The organism is Pelomonas aquatica, assembly GCF_026712205.1.
In the GTDB taxonomy this organism is placed as follows: Bacteria; Pseudomonadota; Gammaproteobacteria; order Burkholderiales; family Burkholderiaceae_C; genus Pelomonas; species Pelomonas aquatica.
This window is the reverse complement of record NZ_JAPPUW010000007.1, coordinates 131,266-146,438: the sequence shown is the minus strand read 5'-3', so window position 1 is coordinate 146,438 and position 15,173 is coordinate 131,266. Positions and strand designations below refer to the sequence as shown.

Below are 15,173 nucleotides of genomic sequence, written 5' to 3'. Positions count from 1 at the left end.
ATACTGCGCCCATGCTGCACCTCAAGCCCAGGACGCTCTACATCACGCTGAGCTTTTTGATGGTGGGCCTGGTGGCCCTCGTTTTCGGCGTGCTGATGCTGTACGAGCGCTCGCGCAGCGATGCGCTGATGCTGCAGCAGGCCGGCGCGGCCGCGCGGCGCATCGGCCGCGAGGCCGCGGCGACCGTGGAGGCCGAGCTGAGGCCGGCGCGCGTCAGCGTGGCCCTGCTGGCGGCCGGTGCGCTGGGCCGCGCGGGCACGCAGGCCGAGCGCCTGGCGGCGCTGCCGCAGATGGCCGCGGCGCTGGGGGGCAATGCCGCGTTGTCGGCCGTCTATGCCGGCACGGCGGACGGCGCCTTCGTGCTGCTGCGCCGCCTGGGCGACGAGGCCACGCGCCGGCGCATGGACGCGCCGGCCGGGGCCGCCTTCGGGCTGCAGAGCGTGGAGCGCGACGCCAGCGGCGCGGCGCACGGCGCCTACCGCTTCTACGACGCCGCGCTGCGCGAGCTGCAGCGGCGCGAGCGGCCCGACTACGGGTTCGACCCGCGCACGCGGCCCTGGTACGAGCTGGCGCGGCGCGCGGCCGACGGCGGCGTCGTGCAGTCGGCGCCCTACCGCTTCTTCACGACCGGCGAGCCCGGCGTCACGCTGGCCCGGGCCCAGGGCGCCACCGTGGTGGGCGCGGACGTCAGCCTGCAGGCCCTGGGCGTCATGCTGGGCAAGCCGCAGATCAGCCGCTCGGCCGAGCTGCTGATCGCGACCGAAGGCGGCGAGATGCTGGCCGAGGCGCGGCACGGTGGCGGCGCGCAGCTGAAGGACGGGCAGGCGCTGCCGCGCGTCGTCGAGGCCGCGTCGCCGCTGATGCGGGCGCTCTGGCAGCGGCGCGACGCCGCGGGCCGGCTCGCGCCGGTGCAGGCACTCGAAGGCCGCGAATGGGTCAGCCATGCGCTGCCGCTGGACGGGGCCGTGCAGGCCGGCGCGCCGCTGGTGCTGCTGATGGCCGCGCCGCGCGACGAGCTGCAGGCCTTCCAGATCGAGAGCCGGCGCCGCAGCTTCTACATCTCGCTCGGCCTGGTGCTGCTGCTGCTGCCGCTGGTGCATCTGCTGGCCGACCGCGTGTCGCGGCCGCTGCGCCACCTGGCGCGCCAGGCCGAGGCCATCGAGCGCTTCGAGTTCGGCGACCCTGACCCGGCGCGCAGCCTGATCCGCGAAGTCGACCGCCTGGCCATCGCGATGGCGGCGATGAAGCACTCGCTGCGGCGCTTCCTCGACATCAGCGCCGCGCTCAGCGCCGAGCGCGATTTCGACACGCTGCTGGACCTGATCCTGCGCGAGACCATCGCCGTGACCGGCGCCAGCGGCGGCGCCGTGCACCTGCTGTCGGACGATGGCCTCGTGCTGGAGCCGGCCGCCGCGCGACTGCATGGCGCCCCGGCCCCCGAGGTCGGCCAGCGCTGGGATCTGAGCGGGGCCGACAGCCTCGGCGCGCCGGTGCGGGCGCTGCGTGCCGACGCCGCGGTGGAGGTCGAGCTGGGCTGGGACGAGCCGGCCCACCTGGCCGCCTACGGGCCGCTGTTCACCGGCCTGGGCACGGCGCGGCTGCGCCTGCTGGCGCTGCCGCTGAAGAACCGCCGGCACGAAACCATAGGCACGCTGACGCTGAGCTTCCCGCTGTCCGCCCAGGGCCGGGCCGAGCCGCTGGGGGCCGCTCTCGTCGCCTTCGTGCATGCGCTGTCGGGCACGGCCGCGCTGGCCATCGACAACCAGCTGCTGCTGCATGCGCGCAAGGCCTTGCTGGAGAGCTTCATCAAGCTCGTTGCGGGCGCCATCGACGCCAAGAGCCCCTACACCGGCGGCCACTGCCAGCGCGTGCCCGAGCTGACGCGCCTGCTGGCCCAGGCCGCCTGCGACGCGACCGACGGACCCTATGCCGGCTTCGCGATGGACGCCGACCAGTGGGAGGCGCTGCACATCGCGGCCTGGCTGCACGACTGCGGCAAGGTCACGACGCCGGAGCACGTCGTCGACAAGGCCACCAAGCTCGAGACCATCCACAACCGCATCCACGAGATCCGCACCCGCTTCGAGGTGCTCAAGCGCGACGTGCTGGTCGGGAGGCTGGAGGCCGAGCTCGGCGAGGCGGGCACGGCGCGCGCCCGTGCCGCCGCGGCGGCGGCGCAGGCCGAGCTGGATGCGGACTACGCCTTCGTCGCGGCGAGCAATGTCGGCGGCGAGCACTTCGACCCCGACGCACAGGCGCGGCTGCGCCGCATCGGCGAGCGGCGCTGGCAGCGCACGCTGGACGACACGCTGGGCCTGTCGGCCGACGAGTCGCGCCGCCTGCCCAGGCCGCGCCCGCCGCTGCCCGCTGCCGAGAGGCTGCTGCAGGACCGGCCCGAGCATGTCGTGCCGCGCCCGGCCGGCGAGCAGTTCGCGGCCGACAACCGCTGGGGCTTCAGGCTGAGCCAGCCCGACAACCTGCACGACCGCGGCGAACTGCACAACCTCACGGTCTCGCGCGGCACGCTGACCGACGAGGAGCGCTACCGCATCAACGACCACATCGTGCAGACCATCAAGATGCTGCAGGCACTGCCCTTCCCCAGGCATCTGCGCGGCGTGCCCGAGATGGCCGGCGGCCACCACGAGCGCATGGACGGCCGCGGCTATCCCAAGGGCCTGAAGGGCGCCGACATGAGCCCGCAGGCCCGCATGATGGCCATCGCCGACGTCTTCGAGGCGCTGACGGCCGACGACCGGCCCTACAAGCCCGGCAAGCGCCTGTCCGAGGCGCTGTCCATCATGCAGCGCATGACCCGCGAGCAGCACCTGGACGCCGAGCTGTTCGCGCTCTTCCTGCAGGCGGGCGTCTGCCGCGCCTATGCCGAGCGCTTCATGCCGCCGGAGAGGCTGGACGTGAGCGAGCTGGAGGCCTACCTGCCTTGAGCTGAGCCAGGGGCTCGGCCCGGCAGGTTCAACGCTCGTGCCGGTTCACGCCGACGTGCATTGGCGTGCCCTTGAGCAGCAGATTGCCGGCGCCGTCCTGCAGCGCGACCTGCAGCTCGAACTCGCCCAGCGGCAGGTCGACGATGGCCTCGGTGCGGCCGTCGGCGAGGTTCTGGCGCTGCACGGCGCCGCCCTTCTGGCTGAAGCTCAGCAGGAAGTGGCCGGTGTCCTTGATGCTGCTGCCGGCCGGCGCCACGCCCAGGCCCGCGCCGAGCACGCCCAGCGACACGGTGAAGGGGCTGGTGACGACCTCGCCGTCGCGCAGGTTCTTCACATAGACCTCGCGGCCGGCGGCGGCGCGCGGCGTGGCGCGCTGGTCCTGATACCAGGCCTCGCAGCTCGCGGCGTCGCCGGCCTGGACCCGGGGCGCCGGGGTGCCGGCGCGCTTGCCCGTCACCTCGACCGCGATCTCGTTGCTGAAGACGAAATAGGGCTTGTGGGCGTGGTCGGCGAACAGCAGGCGCAGCGTGTGCCGGCCGGGCGGCAGGTCCAGCTCGGTGCCGGTCTGGCCCTTGCCGAAGTGGCGGTAGGTGGCGGAGAAGGGGATGGGCGCCGTGTGGTCGCGCGGCAGCGGCGTGTCGATGAGGATGTGGTGGTGGCCGGCCTTGTCGTTGGGGTTGCCCGCGGGGATGACGCCCATGCCGCGCACGCCGAACTCGACCCAGAACGGCGTGCGCACGCGGTCGCCGTTCTTCAGGTTGCTGAAGTGCACCGAGATCGGCTCGCGCAGATCCACCGCCGCGCGCTGGCCGGTGTGGGCCAGCCAGCACTGGCGTTCCAGCGGGTCGGCGGGCAGGGGTTCGGCGGCGGCCAGCGCGGGCGCCAGGCACAGCGCCAGCGTCGGCAGCAGGCCATGGCCTCGGGCGGGATGAGCGGCTGAACCCATGTGAACCTTCCGTCAATGACTGCCGCCGATTGTGGTGGCGCCATGTGACGGCAGGCGTCGTGAAAACTGCTGAAGCTAAGCCGCCTGAAGCCGGTGGTTCAGGCCCAGTTCGCCGAACAGGTCCTTGGGGTCGGCCATCTGCGGGATCAGCTCCAGCGGCGCGCCCAGGCCGAGCTGGCGGCTCAGGTCGCGCAGCAGGCGCAGCGCGGAGAAGTCCTCCAGCGCGAAGCCGACCGAGTCGAACACGGTGACCTGGGCCGCGCTCTCGCGGCCGGGTGCGGCACCGGCCAGCACGCGCCAGAACTCGGTGACGGGGAAGTCGGCCGGCATCTGCTGCAGGTCGCCTTCGATGCGCGACTGCGGCTCGTACTCGACGACGACGCGGGCCATCTCCAGCACGCCGCGGTGCAGCTCGGTCTTGCCGGGGCAGTCGCCGCCGACGCCGTTGATGTGCATGCCGGGCTCGATCAGCTCGGGCGTCAGGATGGTCGCGTTGGTCTTGTCGGCGGTGACGGTGGTGACGATGTCGGCGCCGCGCACGGCCTCGGCGGTGGACGCGCAGATCGTCAGCGCCAGGCCCGGCGTGCCCTGCAGATGGGCGACCAGCTTGGCCGTGGCGGCCGGGTCGATGTCGTACAGGCGCAGTTCGCGGATGCCGAGCAGGTGGTGGAAGGCCAGCGCCTGGAATTCGCTCTGGGCGCCGTTGCCGATCAGCGCCATCACGCGGCTGCCGGGGCGGGCCAGGCGCTTGGCGACCATGACCGAGGTTGCGGCCGTGCGCATCGCCGTCGTCAGCGTCAGCTCGGACAGCAGCGCCGGGGCGCCGGTGGCGACGTCGGCGAGCACGCCAAAGGCCATCACGGTCGGCAGGCCGAAGCGGTGGTTTTTGGGGTGGCCGTTGACGTATTTGAAGCTGTAGAGGCTAGCGTCGGCGATGGGCATCAGCTCGATGACGCCGTCGGTCGAGTGGGCGGCGGTGCGGGGCGTCTTGTCGAACTCGGCCCAGCGCAGATAGTCCGCCTCGAGGTAGGCGACGAGGCGGCGCAGTAAATCGGGAAGTCCCACGCGCTGCACGAGGCGGGCGACGTCTTGGGGCGTGAGGACGGTGGTCATGGCTGTCTCCGTGGGGGTGAAGCCATTCTTCCGAGGCGGCCTGACAAACAGAAGTGCAAGTCCTGACCAGTAATGCACTGTGATTTGGCAAAATGGCAATGAAAATTGCGAATCTGTTCAAGATGGATACTCTCGACCAGCAACTCCTCGCGCTGCTGCGCACCGACGCCCGCGCCAGCGTCGCCACGCTGGCGGCCAAGCTCAAGGTCTCCCGCGGCACCGTCACCAACCGCATCGCGCGGCTGGAGGACGGCGGCGTCATCACCGGCTACACGGTGCGGCTGCGGCCGGATGCGGCGCCCGACCAGATCCGGGCCTGGATGAGCATCACCGTCGACGGCAACCGCACGCGCGAGGTCGTGGCCATGCTGCTCGGCGAGCCCGGCATCACCGGCCTGTTCGACACCAACGGCCGCTGGGACCTGCTGGCCGAGATCAGCAGCTCCAGCCTGCAGGAACTGGCCGAGGTGCTGGAGCGCGTGCGCCTCATCAAGGGCATCGCGGGCACCGAGACCAGCATCCATCTGCAGAGCTACAAGCTGGCCTGAAGTCGGCCTCAGGTATCGTCCGCGCCCTGTGCCGGCGGCCGCCGGCTCCGACCCGACATCATGATCCCTGCTTTCCCACGCCGCCCGCTGCTCGCGGCCGCACTCGCCGTCCTCGCCGGCTGTTCCGTGCTGCCCACGCAGACGCCCCAGCCTCCCGTCGTCACGCCACCGGTCGAGCCGCCGCCCCTCGTCAAGCCCGCACCCAAGCCGCCGCGCCTGGGCCTGGCGCTGGGCGGCGGCGCGGCGCGCGGCTTCGCCCATATCGGCGTCATCCAGGTGCTGGAAGAGAACGGCATCAAGGTCGACCTCGTCGCCGGCACGTCGGCCGGCAGCCTGGTCGCGTCGCTCTATGCGTCGGGCAAGGGCGGCAAGGAGATGCAGGCCCTGGCCGAGACCATGGACGAGGGCGCGATCACCGACTGGTCCTTCCCGCTGCGCGGCCTGATCCGCGGCGAGGCCCTGGCCCGCTTCATCCGCGACAAGACCGGCGGCAAGGGCATCGAGCAGATGGCGCTGCCGCTGGGCATCGTCGCCACCGACCTGTCCGATGGCTCGTCCATCCTGTTCCGCGCCGGCGACACCGGCACGGCCGTGCGCGCCTCCAGCGCGGTGCCGGCCGTGTTCCAGCCGGTCAAGATCGGCCAGCGCGAATACGTCGACGGCGGCCTCGTGTCGCCGGTGCCGGTGCGCTTCGCGCGCGAGATGGGCGCCCAGCTCGTCGTTGCGGTGGACATCAGCTCGCCGCCCGAGAAAGACCCGCCCGGCGACGCCTTCCGCATGCTGATGCAGACCTTTTCCATCATGGGCCGCAGCATCAATACCTTCGAGCTGCGCGACGCCGACGTCGTCGTGCGGCCGCGGCTAGACGGCGTCGGCAGCGCCGACTTCACGGCCCGCCGCCGCGCCATCCAGGCCGGCCGCGAGGCCGCGCAGGCGATGCTGCCGCTGCTGCGCCAGCGCATCGCCGAGAAGACGCGTTAAGGCACCGTTAGCGGTTCAGCCAGCCGACGAGCGTGGCGATCACCTCGGCCTTCTCGGGCTCGTTGAAGATCTCGTGCGCAAAGCCCGGCCAGGGCTGGCTCGTCACGACGCCTTTGGGTGCAGCCGCCGCGAAGGCCGCGCTGCCGCGCGGCGCGACGCAGCGGTCCGCGCCGGCCCACATCAGCAGCGTCGGCAGCGTCCAGCGCGGCGCGGCGGCAATCGCGGCGGCACCACCGTCGACGATGAAGCGCGTCAGCCGCGCGGTGATGCGGTCGTGCACCAGCGGGTCGCTGGTGTAGGCCTGCACGACGGCCGGGTCGCGGCAGATCCACTCGGGCTTGAGGCCGTTGCCGACGGCCAGGCCCGGCGCCAGCGCGCCGGCCACCGCGAGCAGCAGCTTCTGCAAGCCTGACAGGCCCGCATCCAGCGCGGGTGACGACAGCACCAGCGCATCCAGCGGCCGGCTCCAGGCGGCCGGCTGCGCGGCCAGGGCCTCGGCCGCGAAGCGCGCCGCGACGAGGCCGCCCATGCTGTGGCCGAGCAGCACGAAGCGGCGGCCGGGCCGGCGCACGGCGTCGATGACGCGGGCGGTGTCGCGCAGCAGCGCGTCGTGGTCGGGGATGTCGCCGCGCCGGCCCTGGCTGCGGCCGTGGCCGCGGTGGTCCCAGCCGTGCACGTCCCAGCCCTGGGCGTTCAGCGCCGCGGCGACATGGGCATAACGCTCGATGTGCTCGCCCAGCCCATGCACGATCACCAACTGGCCGCGCACTGGAGCGGCGGTGGCGGGCCAGTGGCGCAGATGGAGCTGCAGTCCGTCGTCGGTGGGGATCGTCGTCATCGTCGCGGGGTCCGGTGGGGGAAGGGCGCGATTATGTTCAGAGCACCGCGCGCAGCTTGTCGTAGCCGCTGCGGCTCACCGGGATGCGCTTGCCGTTCTTCATGCGGGCCAGGTAGGCGTCGCTGTCGGTGCGCTCCAGGCCCTGCAGCGCGGCCAGGTTGATGATGAAGCTGCGGTGCACGCGCACGAAGCGCGCCGGGTCGAGCTGGGCCTCCAGCTCGGAGATGCGCTGGGCCTTCAGGTGTTCGCGGCCGGCGCTGTGGAAGGCGACGTGGTCGGCCTGGGCCTCGATGTGGTCGATGGCCTCGATGGCCAGCACCAGCAGGCTGCCGCTGTCGCGGTCGGGTACCAGCACGCGGGCCAGCGGCAGCGGCGCGACCAGCTTGTCCAGCCCCGGCCGGGCCTGGCCGAGCAGGCGGCGCGCCCGCGCCAGCGCCGCGTCGAAGCGGTCCTGAGCGAAGGGCTTGAGCAGATAGTCCACCGCATGCAGCTCGAAGGCGCGCAGCGCGTGCTGGTCGTAGGCCGTCGTGAAGATGACGCCGTCGCGCCGGCCGGTCAGCTCCAGCACCTCCAGGCCGGTCAGCCTGGGCATCTGGATGTCGAGGAAGACGAGCTCGGGCTTGAGCTCGGTGATCGCGTGCGCCGCGTCCAGGCCGTTGTCGGCCTCGGCGGCGACGCGGATGTCGGCATGCGGGGCCAGGAATTCGCGCAGCAGGCGGCGGGCCAGCGGTTCGTCGTCGGCGATGAGGGCATTCAGCGTCATGGCGTGGTCTCGAAGGGCAGGGCGATCTCGACGGCGAAGCCCTCGGGCGTGGCGCCCCAGTGCACGCGGGCGCGGCTGCCGTACTGCGCCGCCAGGCGTTCGCGCAGGTTGCGCAGGCCATGGCCGAGGCCGGTTTGCCGGGGTGGCGCTTCGGGCACGGGGTTGCGCACGGCGAGGTGCAGCCAGCCGTCGCGCACCAGCGCCTGGATCTGCAGCAGGCCGCCGCCGTCGCGTGGGCGCAGGCCGTGCTTGAGGGCGTTTTCGGCCAGGGGCTGCAGCGTCAGCGGCGGCAGCAGGGCGGGCAGGCTGTCGGCTGGCGCGTCGACGGCGAGGCCGAGCTTGTCGCCCAGGCGCTGTTTCTCGATCGCGAGGTAGTGCCGCACCAGGCTCAGTTCATCCTCCAGCCGGATGCGTTCGCGGCCGGCCAGGGCCAGGGTCTGGCGGAAGAACTGGGCCAGGTCGATGGTCATCGCGCGCGCGGCGGGCGGGTCCAGCTGGGTCAGCGCGCTGATGGCGTTCAGGCTGTTGAACAGGAAGTGCGGGTCGATCTGCAGGCGCAGCAGCTGCAGTTCCATGTCGCGGGCCAGCAGCCGGGCCTGGACTTCGCGGGCGGCGGCGGCCTGGGCGGCCTCGACGGCGATGAGCACGTCGTGGGCCAGCACCGCGAGCGCGAACAAGCCCAGCGCCGCCAGCAGGCCCAGGGCCCAGGCCGTGGGCGTCATCGCGACGAGGCCGGCGCCGCGCCCCAGGGCCAGGCCCGCCATGTTCCAGGCCGCGGCGATCGAGAGGGCCGCGCCTGCCAGCAGGCCGACGGCCGCCAGGCGCGTGGCCAGCGCGCGCTGCCAGTGGCTCGTGCCGAAGGGCTGGCTGCGGCAGACGTAGTAGAGCGACAGCGCGGCGAAGGCCAGCACGCCGGCCAGCGGCAGTGCCCAGGCCAGCGCCCAGCCCGGCGGGGCCAGCCCCTCGGCGGCCAGCAGCGCGGCCAGCGCGACGCCGGCCAGGCCTGCGGCCAGCAGATAGGCCGCGAGGGCGCGCCAGTGGGTCAGCAGCGGATGCACGCGGCCGGGTTCAGTTCTTGATCTCGAGGCCGCCGAACACCGTCTCGCCGCGCAACACGAGGCGGTGGGCCGGGTTCATCGGCGGCACGGTCTGGTCGTTGACGGCGCCCATCGTCGGCACGATGTTGACGACGACCAGCCAGTCGCGCGGCACGCGCAGCTCGACGCCGCTGAAGCGCGCCGAGATGTCCAGCACGGCCTCGGGCGCCTCCATCGCGGCCTGGCGCAGGTCCAGCTCGACGCCGCCGAAGGTCGCGTCGATGCGGCCGCCCTTGAAGCTGCGCGAATCGTTCTGCTGCTTGATGCCGCTGAAGGCGGCGTCGAGGTTGACCTGGTCGCCATGCTCCAGCATCGACGTGCTGAAGCCGTTGGCCAGGTCGATGCGGTGGCGGCGCGGGAAGACGCCGCGCAGCAGGATGGACAGGCCGGCCAGGATGACCAGCACCGGCCACCAGTCGCGCAGCTCCAGCCGGGTGTAGCCGAGGTTCTGCGCGGTCAGCAGGCCGCCGATGGCGATCAGGGCGGTGCCGAACAGCCAGCTGCCGGCGTGGCGCGGCCAGACGAGGCGGGCCAGGCCGAGCAGCACCAGGGCCAGCGGCCAGAAGGTGCGCAGCAGCGGCAGGCCGAAGACCTGCAGGTTGTCCAGCAGGGCCAGCGCGCCGATGCCGATGACGCCCAGGCCGAACAGGATGCGGTGGCCGGGGTGTTGGTGGACGTGGCGGCGGAAGCGGTCGGGTCTCATCGTGGGTGGGCGGGCTGGCAATGCCGCAAGTAGACACGCACCCGGTGCCCGCGCGGCGGCCGTTCCGGCGAATCGACGCCCGGCGCCGACGAATCGACGCGTGACGGGCGCCAACGAAAAAAGCCCGGTGCGGGTGCACCGGGCTTTTCAGGGGCGGGCGGCGATCAGGCGGCGGCGCGCTTGGAGGAGGCGCGGGCGGCCGTCTGGGTGGCCTTCACGGCTTGCGACGTGGCGGCCTGGAAGTTGGCTTCGGCGACTTCGACGGCCTGCTTGGTGGCCTTCTGGACCGACTCGAAGGCGTTGTTGGCGGCGGCGACGGCCGACTTCACCAGCGCGACGGCGTTCTCGGTGCCGGCCGGGGCGTTCTTGGCGGCGCTGTCGACGACGGCGGTGAACTTCTTCTGCGCGTCGGCGAACTGGGCCTCGGCGACCTTGGCGACTTCGGAACCGGTGGCGGAGGCGATGTCGTAGATGTGGCGGCTGTAGGAAGCGGCCTTCTCGGCGGTGGGTTGCAGCAGCGCGGCCTGCAGGGACAGCAGCTCCTGGGCGTCCTTCACGGACAGCGCGGCGGCGGTCGTGTCGGCGGCTTCGCTCAGCGCGGTCTTGGCGACCTGCAGGTTCAGCTCGACGAGCTTCTCGACGCCTTCGAAGGCCTTGTTCGTCAGGCCGAAGAGGGTTTCGACGTTGGCCTTGTGGGCGGCGAGGATTTGTTCAGCGGTCAGCATGATGGACTCCGATCAGTGGGTGAATCGATTGCCGTGCTTGTTTGCTGCACTGCAACATGGAGCGAATGATAGAGCCTCGCCGCCGGATTGCAAGGACTTTTTGTGCGGCGCAGCAAAACTAGGGATTCACGCGCGGCGCGGGCGGGGCGAGGCCGTCCTGCGGGCAGGCTGGCCTCCCACCGTGACAGGCATGCGTTGCCGAGCCTGGCGGCCGAATCCCGGGCGGCCTGGCGGCGCATGAAAGAATCCGCCGCATGACGACCCGCCCCCAGCCCGACGCCCGCGACGCCTATCCCCGCCTCGTGCCGCTGACGACGCGCTGGATGGACAACGACGTCTACGGCCACCTGAACAACGTCGTCTACTACAGCCTCTTCGACACCGCGGTGAACAGCCTGCTGATCGGGGCCGGCGCGCTCGACCTGCAGGGCGGCGAGGTCATCGGCCTGGTCGTCGAGACGCACTGCAACTTCTTCGAGCCGCTGGCCTTTCCGCAGCGCATCGAGGCCGGCGTTCGCGTCGCCCGGCAGGGGTGCTCCAGCGTGCGCTACGAGATCGGCCTGTTCGCCGAAGGTGCCGTGCAATGCGCCGCGCGCGGGCATTTCGTCCATGTCTACGTCGACCGCGACAGCCGCCGCCCGGTGGCCGAGCTGCCGGCGGCCTATCTCCAAGCCTTGAAGACCCTGACACCATGAGCCGCTTCCAGACGCCCACGCCCGAGCAGACCGCCGCGGTCGACGCCGCGATCAAGACCCGCCACTCGCTGCGCGCCTTCCTGCCGACGCCGGTGCCGCGCCGGACGATCGAGGACATCCTCGAAGTCGCGTCCTGGGCGCCCTCGGGCACCAACACCCAGCCCTGGCAGGTCCACGTGCTGACCGGCGCGGCGCTCAAGCGCTTGGCCGACCGCATCCAGGCCGCCTACCTCGACCCCGACCAGAACGCCGCGCACCGCGAGGAGTACGCCTACTACCCGACCGAATGGCGCAGCCCCTATATCGACCGCCGCCGCAAGGTGGGCTGGGACCTGTACGGCCTGCTCGGCATCGCCAAGAGCGACAAGGCGCGCATGCAGCACCAGCATGGCCGCAACTTCGTCTTCTTCGACGCGCCCGTCGGCCTGATGTTCACGATCGACCGCGTCATGGAGCAGGGCTCCTGGCTGGACTACGGCATGTTCCTGCAGAACATCATGGTCGCCGCCCGCGCGCGCGGCCTGCACACCTGCCCGCAGGCGGCGTTCACGCAGTTCCACCGCCTCATCGCCGAGGAGCTGCAGCTGGGCGAGGAGCAGATGGTGGTCTGCGGCATGTCCATGGGCTATGCCGACCCCGACGCGGTCGAGAACAGCCTCGTCACCGAGCGCGTGCCGGTCGCCGAGTTCGCGCACTTCATTGACAACTGATGGTGCTGCAAGGCTCCGAACTGGGCCTGGCCTGGGCGACCCCCTTCGCCGGCCTGCTGCTGTCCATCGCCGTCATGCCGCTGGCCGCGCCGGCCGCCTGGCACCACCACTTCGGCAAGATCGCCGCGGCCTGGACGCTGGCGCTGCTCGTGCCGTTCGGCCTCAGCTTCGGCGCCGGCGCGACCGGCGGCGTGCTGGTGCACACGCTGGTGGAGGAATACCTGCCCTTCACGATCCTGCTCTGCGCCCTTTACACGACGGCGGGCGGCATCTACATCCGCGGCAATCTGCATGGCAGCCCGGCGCTGAACGCCGGCCTGATGGCGCTCGGCGCCGTGCTGGCCAGCTTCATGGGCACGACGGGCGCGTCCATGCTGCTGATCCGCCCGCTGATCCGCGCCAACGACAACCGCCGCCACAACGCCCACGTCGTCGTCTTCTTCATCTTCATCGTCAGCAATGTCGGCGGCTCGCTGACGCCGCTGGGCGACCCGCCGCTGTTCCTCGGCTTCCTGCAGGGCGTGAGCTTCCTGTGGACCGCCGGCCACCTGTGGGCGCCGACGCTGTTCCTGCTGGCCGCGCTGCTGGCCGTGTTCTGCGCCATCGACGCCTGGCTCTACCGCCGCGAGGGCGTGATCCGTGCCGACCCGACGCCCGACATGCCCACGCTGGGCATCGAGGGCAGCATCAACCTGCTGCCGCTGGCCGTCGCCGTCGGCCTGGTGCTGATGAGCGGCACCTGGAAACCCGGCGTCGTGCTGGACCTCTGGGGCACGCCGCTGCCGCTGCAGGCCCTGGTGCGCGACCTGGGCCTCATCGCCGTGACGGCCGCATCGCTGTGGCTGACGCCGGCCGGCGTGCGCGAGAAGAACCGCTTCAGCTGGGCGCCGATGGAGGAGGTGGCCAAGCTCTTCATCGCGATCTTCCTGACCATGGTGCCCGTCATCGCGATGCTCAAGGCCGGCCCGGCCGGCGTGTTCGCGCCGCTGGCGGCCCTGCTGACCGGCGCGGACGGCCAGCCCTTGCCCGCGGCCTATTTCTGGCTGACCGGCGGCCTGTCCTCGGTGCTGGACAACGCGCCGACCTACCTCGCCTTCTTCAACCTCGCCGGCGGCAATGCGCAGCAGTTGATGGGCGAGGGCGCCGCCGTGCTGGCCGCCATCTCCGGCGGCGCCGTCTTCATGGGGGCGATGACCTATATCGGCAACGCGCCCAATTTCATGGTCAAGGCGATTGCCGAGGAGCGCGGCGTGAAGATGCCGAGCTTCGGCGGCTATCTGCTCTGGTCCGGCGCGGTGCTGCTGCCCGTCCTCCTCGTGATGGCATGGATATGGATATGAAACCCAGGGTCCTGATCGCCCGGCGCGCGCCGGCGGCCGTGGTCGAGCGGCTCTCGGCCCATTTCGACGTGGACTGCCACGCCGGCGAGGCGCCGCTGGCCCCCGACGAACTGCGCGCGCGCCTGGCCGGCAAGGCCGGCGCCTACATCACCGGCACCGAGCGCATCACGGCCGAGCTGCTGGACGCCTGCCCCGGCCTGCGCGCCGTCTGCACGATGACCGTGGGCTACAACCACATCGACCTGGCCGCCTGCACCGCGCGCGGCGTGCTCGTCACCCACACGCCCGACGTGCTGACCGAGACGACGGCCGACTTCGGCTTCGCGCTGCTGATGGCCACCGCGCGGCGCATGAGCGAGGGCGAGCGCCTGCTGCGCGACGGCGGCTGGAAGAGCTGGGCCTGGGACTTCCTGGCCGGCGCCGACGTCTACAACACCACGCTGGGCATCCTCGGCATGGGCCGCATCGGCCAGGCCATCGCGCGCCGCGGCCGCTTCGGCTTCGGCATGCAGCTCGTCTATCACAACCGCTCGCGCCTGGCCGCGGACATCGAGGCCGAACTCGGCGCCCGCCATGTGGCCAAGGACGAGCTGCTGCGCCAGGCCGACCACCTCGTGCTGGTGCTGCCCTATTCGGCCGAGTCCCATCACTGCATCGCCGCAGCCGAGCTGGCGCTGATGAAGCCGACGGCGACCCTCGTCAACATCGCCCGCGGCGGCATCGTCGACGAGGACGCGCTGGCCGCGGCGCTGCGCGAGCGGCGCATCGCGGCGGCGGGCCTGGACGTCTTCGAGGGCGAGCCGCGCGTGAACCCGGCGCTGCTGAGCCTGCCCAATGTCGTTCTCACGCCGCATATCGCCAGCGCGACGCTGCCGACGCGCCTGGCCATGGCCGGCCTGGCGGCGGACAACCTCGTCGCCGCGCTGACCGGCGCGACGCCGCCCACCCCGTTGAACCCCGAAGTTCTCTCCGCATGAAACGCCGCCCGCTCTGCCTGCTTGCCCTGCTGCCCGCGCTCGCCTTCGCCCAGGGGCCGAAGCACAAGGCCGAGCCGCCCGTGCCGGCCCCCGCCGCGGATGGCGCGCCGCGCGACGCCAACCGCTTCGCCGTGCTTTCGCTGCTGGGCGACAACGTGCAGCTCGTCAGCCTGACGCCGGCGCGCGGCGACACCGTGCAGTCCGGCGAATGGGCCGCGACGCCGGCCGGCGGCCTCGACAACGCGGTGCTGCAGGCACTGAACGCCGTGATCACCGGCTCGGCCCAGGGTCGCGAGGCCAAGCTCTACACCTCGTCCACGCGCAGCCTGTTCGGCGACCCGGCGGGCCTCTTCGTCGACGGCCGGCTCAGCCTGCCCGGCAAGCTCGGCGAGGCCGTGCGCCAGAGCGGCGCGGCGCATCTGCTGCTCGTCACGCGCAGCCGCCAGGAGCCGGCGCTGGCCGCCGCGCTGCCGCCGCGCATCCTGACCAGCCTGGAAGGCCCGGGCTTCGTGCTGGACCAGCGGCCCGCGGCGCAGATCGGCTTCGACGGCCAGCCGGGCCTGCCGGTGCTGGCGCCCTATGTGTCCATCCGCGTCGCCCTGGTCGACCTGGCCGACCTCAGGCTCAAGCGCGAGCAGTCGCTCGCCGTCGCGAGCCGGCTGCCGGTCACGCGCGAGTCGGCGGCCAACCCCTGGGCCGCGACGACGGTGGAGCAGCGCGTGAAGGCGCTGGAGGCGCTGATCGAGGCCGAGCTGCCCAAGGCGGTGAAGTCCCTCGTCGCGCCCTGATCCT

15 protein-coding genes are annotated in these 15,173 nt (G+C 72.1%); 8 read left to right on the top strand and 7 right to left on the bottom strand.

The features are described 5' to 3' along the window. Positions 1–11: 11 nt before the first annotated feature. Positions 12–2,945 (top strand): HD domain-containing phosphohydrolase, encoded by a 2,934-nt coding sequence (locus tag NYP07_RS09360; protein ID WP_268149670.1) that lies wholly within the window; start codon positions 12–14, stop codon positions 2,943–2,945. A 28-nt stretch (positions 2,946–2,973) separates the two neighbouring features. Here the strand turns inward: NYP07_RS09360 and NYP07_RS09355 are convergent, their stop codons facing one another. Together NYP07_RS09355 and NYP07_RS09350 are read right to left on the bottom strand one after the other, a co-directional pair. Further along, positions 2,974–3,891, bottom strand: coding sequence for a DUF4399 domain-containing protein (locus NYP07_RS09355; protein ID WP_268149668.1), 918 nt, complete (start codon positions 3,889–3,891; stop codon positions 2,974–2,976). A 75-nt stretch (positions 3,892–3,966) separates the two neighbouring features. Continuing rightward, positions 3,967–5,004: an ornithine cyclodeaminase gene (locus NYP07_RS09350; RefSeq protein ID WP_268149666.1), complete on the bottom strand. Its 1,038-nt coding sequence runs from the start codon at positions 5,002–5,004 to the stop codon at positions 3,967–3,969. Positions 5,005–5,126: 122 nt separating this feature from the next. Here NYP07_RS09350 and NYP07_RS09345 point away from each other — a divergent pair, with 122 nt between their 5' ends. Together NYP07_RS09345 and NYP07_RS09340 are read left to right on the top strand one after the other, a co-directional pair. Next, entirely contained in the window at positions 5,127–5,552 is a 426-nt protein-coding gene (locus NYP07_RS09345; RefSeq protein WP_268149664.1) for an Lrp/AsnC family transcriptional regulator, read from the top strand. A gap of 60 nt (positions 5,553–5,612) precedes the next feature. Beyond that, positions 5,613–6,533, top strand: a complete 921-nt coding sequence (locus NYP07_RS09340; protein WP_268149662.1) for a patatin-like phospholipase family protein — start codon at positions 5,613–5,615, stop codon at positions 6,531–6,533. Positions 6,534–6,540: 7 nt separating this feature from the next. On the opposite strand, the gene NYP07_RS09335 is transcribed toward NYP07_RS09340, so the two are convergent. The 5 genes from NYP07_RS09335 to NYP07_RS09315 all read right to left on the bottom strand — a co-directional run bounded on the left by NYP07_RS09335 (position 6,541) and on the right by NYP07_RS09315 (position 10,659). Then, on the bottom strand, positions 6,541–7,371 hold the full coding sequence (locus tag NYP07_RS09335) for an alpha/beta hydrolase (protein ID WP_268149660.1): 831 nt from the start codon (positions 7,369–7,371) through the stop codon (positions 6,541–6,543). 37 nt (positions 7,372–7,408) lie between these two features. After that, positions 7,409–8,134 (bottom strand): LytR/AlgR family response regulator transcription factor, encoded by a 726-nt coding sequence (locus NYP07_RS09330; protein WP_338091309.1) that lies wholly within the window; start codon positions 8,132–8,134, stop codon positions 7,409–7,411. Beyond that, positions 8,131–9,192 carry a sensor histidine kinase gene (locus tag NYP07_RS09325; protein WP_268149658.1) on the bottom strand — a complete coding sequence of 354 codons (1,062 nt, stop codon included), beginning with the start codon at positions 9,190–9,192 and terminating at the stop codon, positions 8,131–8,133. The genes NYP07_RS09330 and NYP07_RS09325 overlap by 4 nt, the downstream gene beginning before the upstream one ends. A 10-nt stretch (positions 9,193–9,202) precedes the next feature. Further along, on the bottom strand, positions 9,203–9,934 hold the full coding sequence (locus NYP07_RS09320) for a LiaI-LiaF-like domain-containing protein (RefSeq protein WP_268149656.1): 732 nt from the start codon (positions 9,932–9,934) through the stop codon (positions 9,203–9,205). Between the two features lie 164 nt (positions 9,935–10,098). Beyond that, positions 10,099–10,659 (bottom strand): phasin family protein, encoded by a 561-nt coding sequence (locus NYP07_RS09315; RefSeq protein ID WP_276597157.1) that lies wholly within the window; start codon positions 10,657–10,659, stop codon positions 10,099–10,101. 254 nt (positions 10,660–10,913) lie between these two features. Here NYP07_RS09315 and NYP07_RS09310 point away from each other — a divergent pair, with 254 nt between their 5' ends. From NYP07_RS09310 to NYP07_RS09290, 5 genes are read left to right on the top strand one after another with little or no spacing between them, the layout of a single operon-like run. Next, a complete protein-coding gene (locus NYP07_RS09310) occupies positions 10,914–11,354 on the top strand; it encodes an acyl-CoA thioesterase (protein WP_268149654.1) in 441 nt (146 codons plus the stop codon). Beyond that, the gene (locus tag NYP07_RS09305) at positions 11,351–12,064 is read left to right on the top strand and encodes a nitroreductase (RefSeq protein WP_268149652.1); all 714 of its coding nucleotides are present in this window, start codon (positions 11,351–11,353) and stop codon (positions 12,062–12,064) included. The genes NYP07_RS09310 and NYP07_RS09305 overlap by 4 nt, the downstream gene beginning before the upstream one ends. Further along, positions 12,064–13,404 (top strand): sodium:proton antiporter, encoded by a 1,341-nt coding sequence (locus NYP07_RS09300; protein ID WP_268149650.1) that lies wholly within the window; start codon positions 12,064–12,066, stop codon positions 13,402–13,404. Before NYP07_RS09305 ends, NYP07_RS09300 begins: the two co-directional genes overlap by 1 nt. Then, a complete protein-coding gene (locus NYP07_RS09295) occupies positions 13,401–14,381 on the top strand; it encodes a 2-hydroxyacid dehydrogenase (RefSeq protein WP_268149648.1) in 981 nt (326 codons plus the stop codon). The genes NYP07_RS09300 and NYP07_RS09295 overlap by 4 nt, the downstream gene beginning before the upstream one ends. Continuing rightward, a complete protein-coding gene (locus NYP07_RS09290) occupies positions 14,378–15,169 on the top strand; it encodes a hypothetical protein (RefSeq protein ID WP_268149646.1) in 792 nt (263 codons plus the stop codon). The genes NYP07_RS09295 and NYP07_RS09290 overlap by 4 nt, the downstream gene beginning before the upstream one ends. The last annotated feature ends 4 nt before the right edge of the window (positions 15,170–15,173 follow it).

Coding starts and splice junctions, on each gene's coding strand:
- NYP07_RS09330 (WP_338091309.1), bottom strand. CDS start 8,134: ATGACGCTGAATGCCCTCATCGCCGACGACGAACCGCTGGCCCGCCGC.
- NYP07_RS09300 (WP_268149650.1), top strand. CDS start 12,064: ATGGTGCTGCAAGGCTCCGAACTGGGCCTGGCCTGGGCGACCCCCTTC.
- NYP07_RS09315 (WP_276597157.1), bottom strand. CDS start 10,659: ATGCTGACCGCTGAACAAATCCTCGCCGCCCACAAGGCCAACGTCGAA.
- NYP07_RS09335 (WP_268149660.1), bottom strand. CDS start 7,371: ATGACGACGATCCCCACCGACGACGGACTGCAGCTCCATCTGCGCCAC.
- NYP07_RS09360 (WP_268149670.1), top strand. CDS start 12: ATGCTGCACCTCAAGCCCAGGACGCTCTACATCACGCTGAGCTTTTTG.
- NYP07_RS09350 (WP_268149666.1), bottom strand. CDS start 5,004: ATGACCACCGTCCTCACGCCCCAAGACGTCGCCCGCCTCGTGCAGCGC.
- NYP07_RS09320 (WP_268149656.1), bottom strand. CDS start 9,934: ATGAGACCCGACCGCTTCCGCCGCCACGTCCACCAACACCCCGGCCAC.
- NYP07_RS09305 (WP_268149652.1), top strand. CDS start 11,351: ATGAGCCGCTTCCAGACGCCCACGCCCGAGCAGACCGCCGCGGTCGAC.
- NYP07_RS09355 (WP_268149668.1), bottom strand. CDS start 3,891: ATGGGTTCAGCCGCTCATCCCGCCCGAGGCCATGGCCTGCTGCCGACG.
- NYP07_RS09345 (WP_268149664.1), top strand. CDS start 5,127: ATGGATACTCTCGACCAGCAACTCCTCGCGCTGCTGCGCACCGACGCC.
- NYP07_RS09295 (WP_268149648.1), top strand. CDS start 13,401: ATGAAACCCAGGGTCCTGATCGCCCGGCGCGCGCCGGCGGCCGTGGTC.
- NYP07_RS09310 (WP_268149654.1), top strand. CDS start 10,914: ATGACGACCCGCCCCCAGCCCGACGCCCGCGACGCCTATCCCCGCCTC.
- NYP07_RS09340 (WP_268149662.1), top strand. CDS start 5,613: ATGATCCCTGCTTTCCCACGCCGCCCGCTGCTCGCGGCCGCACTCGCC.
- NYP07_RS09290 (WP_268149646.1), top strand. CDS start 14,378: ATGAAACGCCGCCCGCTCTGCCTGCTTGCCCTGCTGCCCGCGCTCGCC.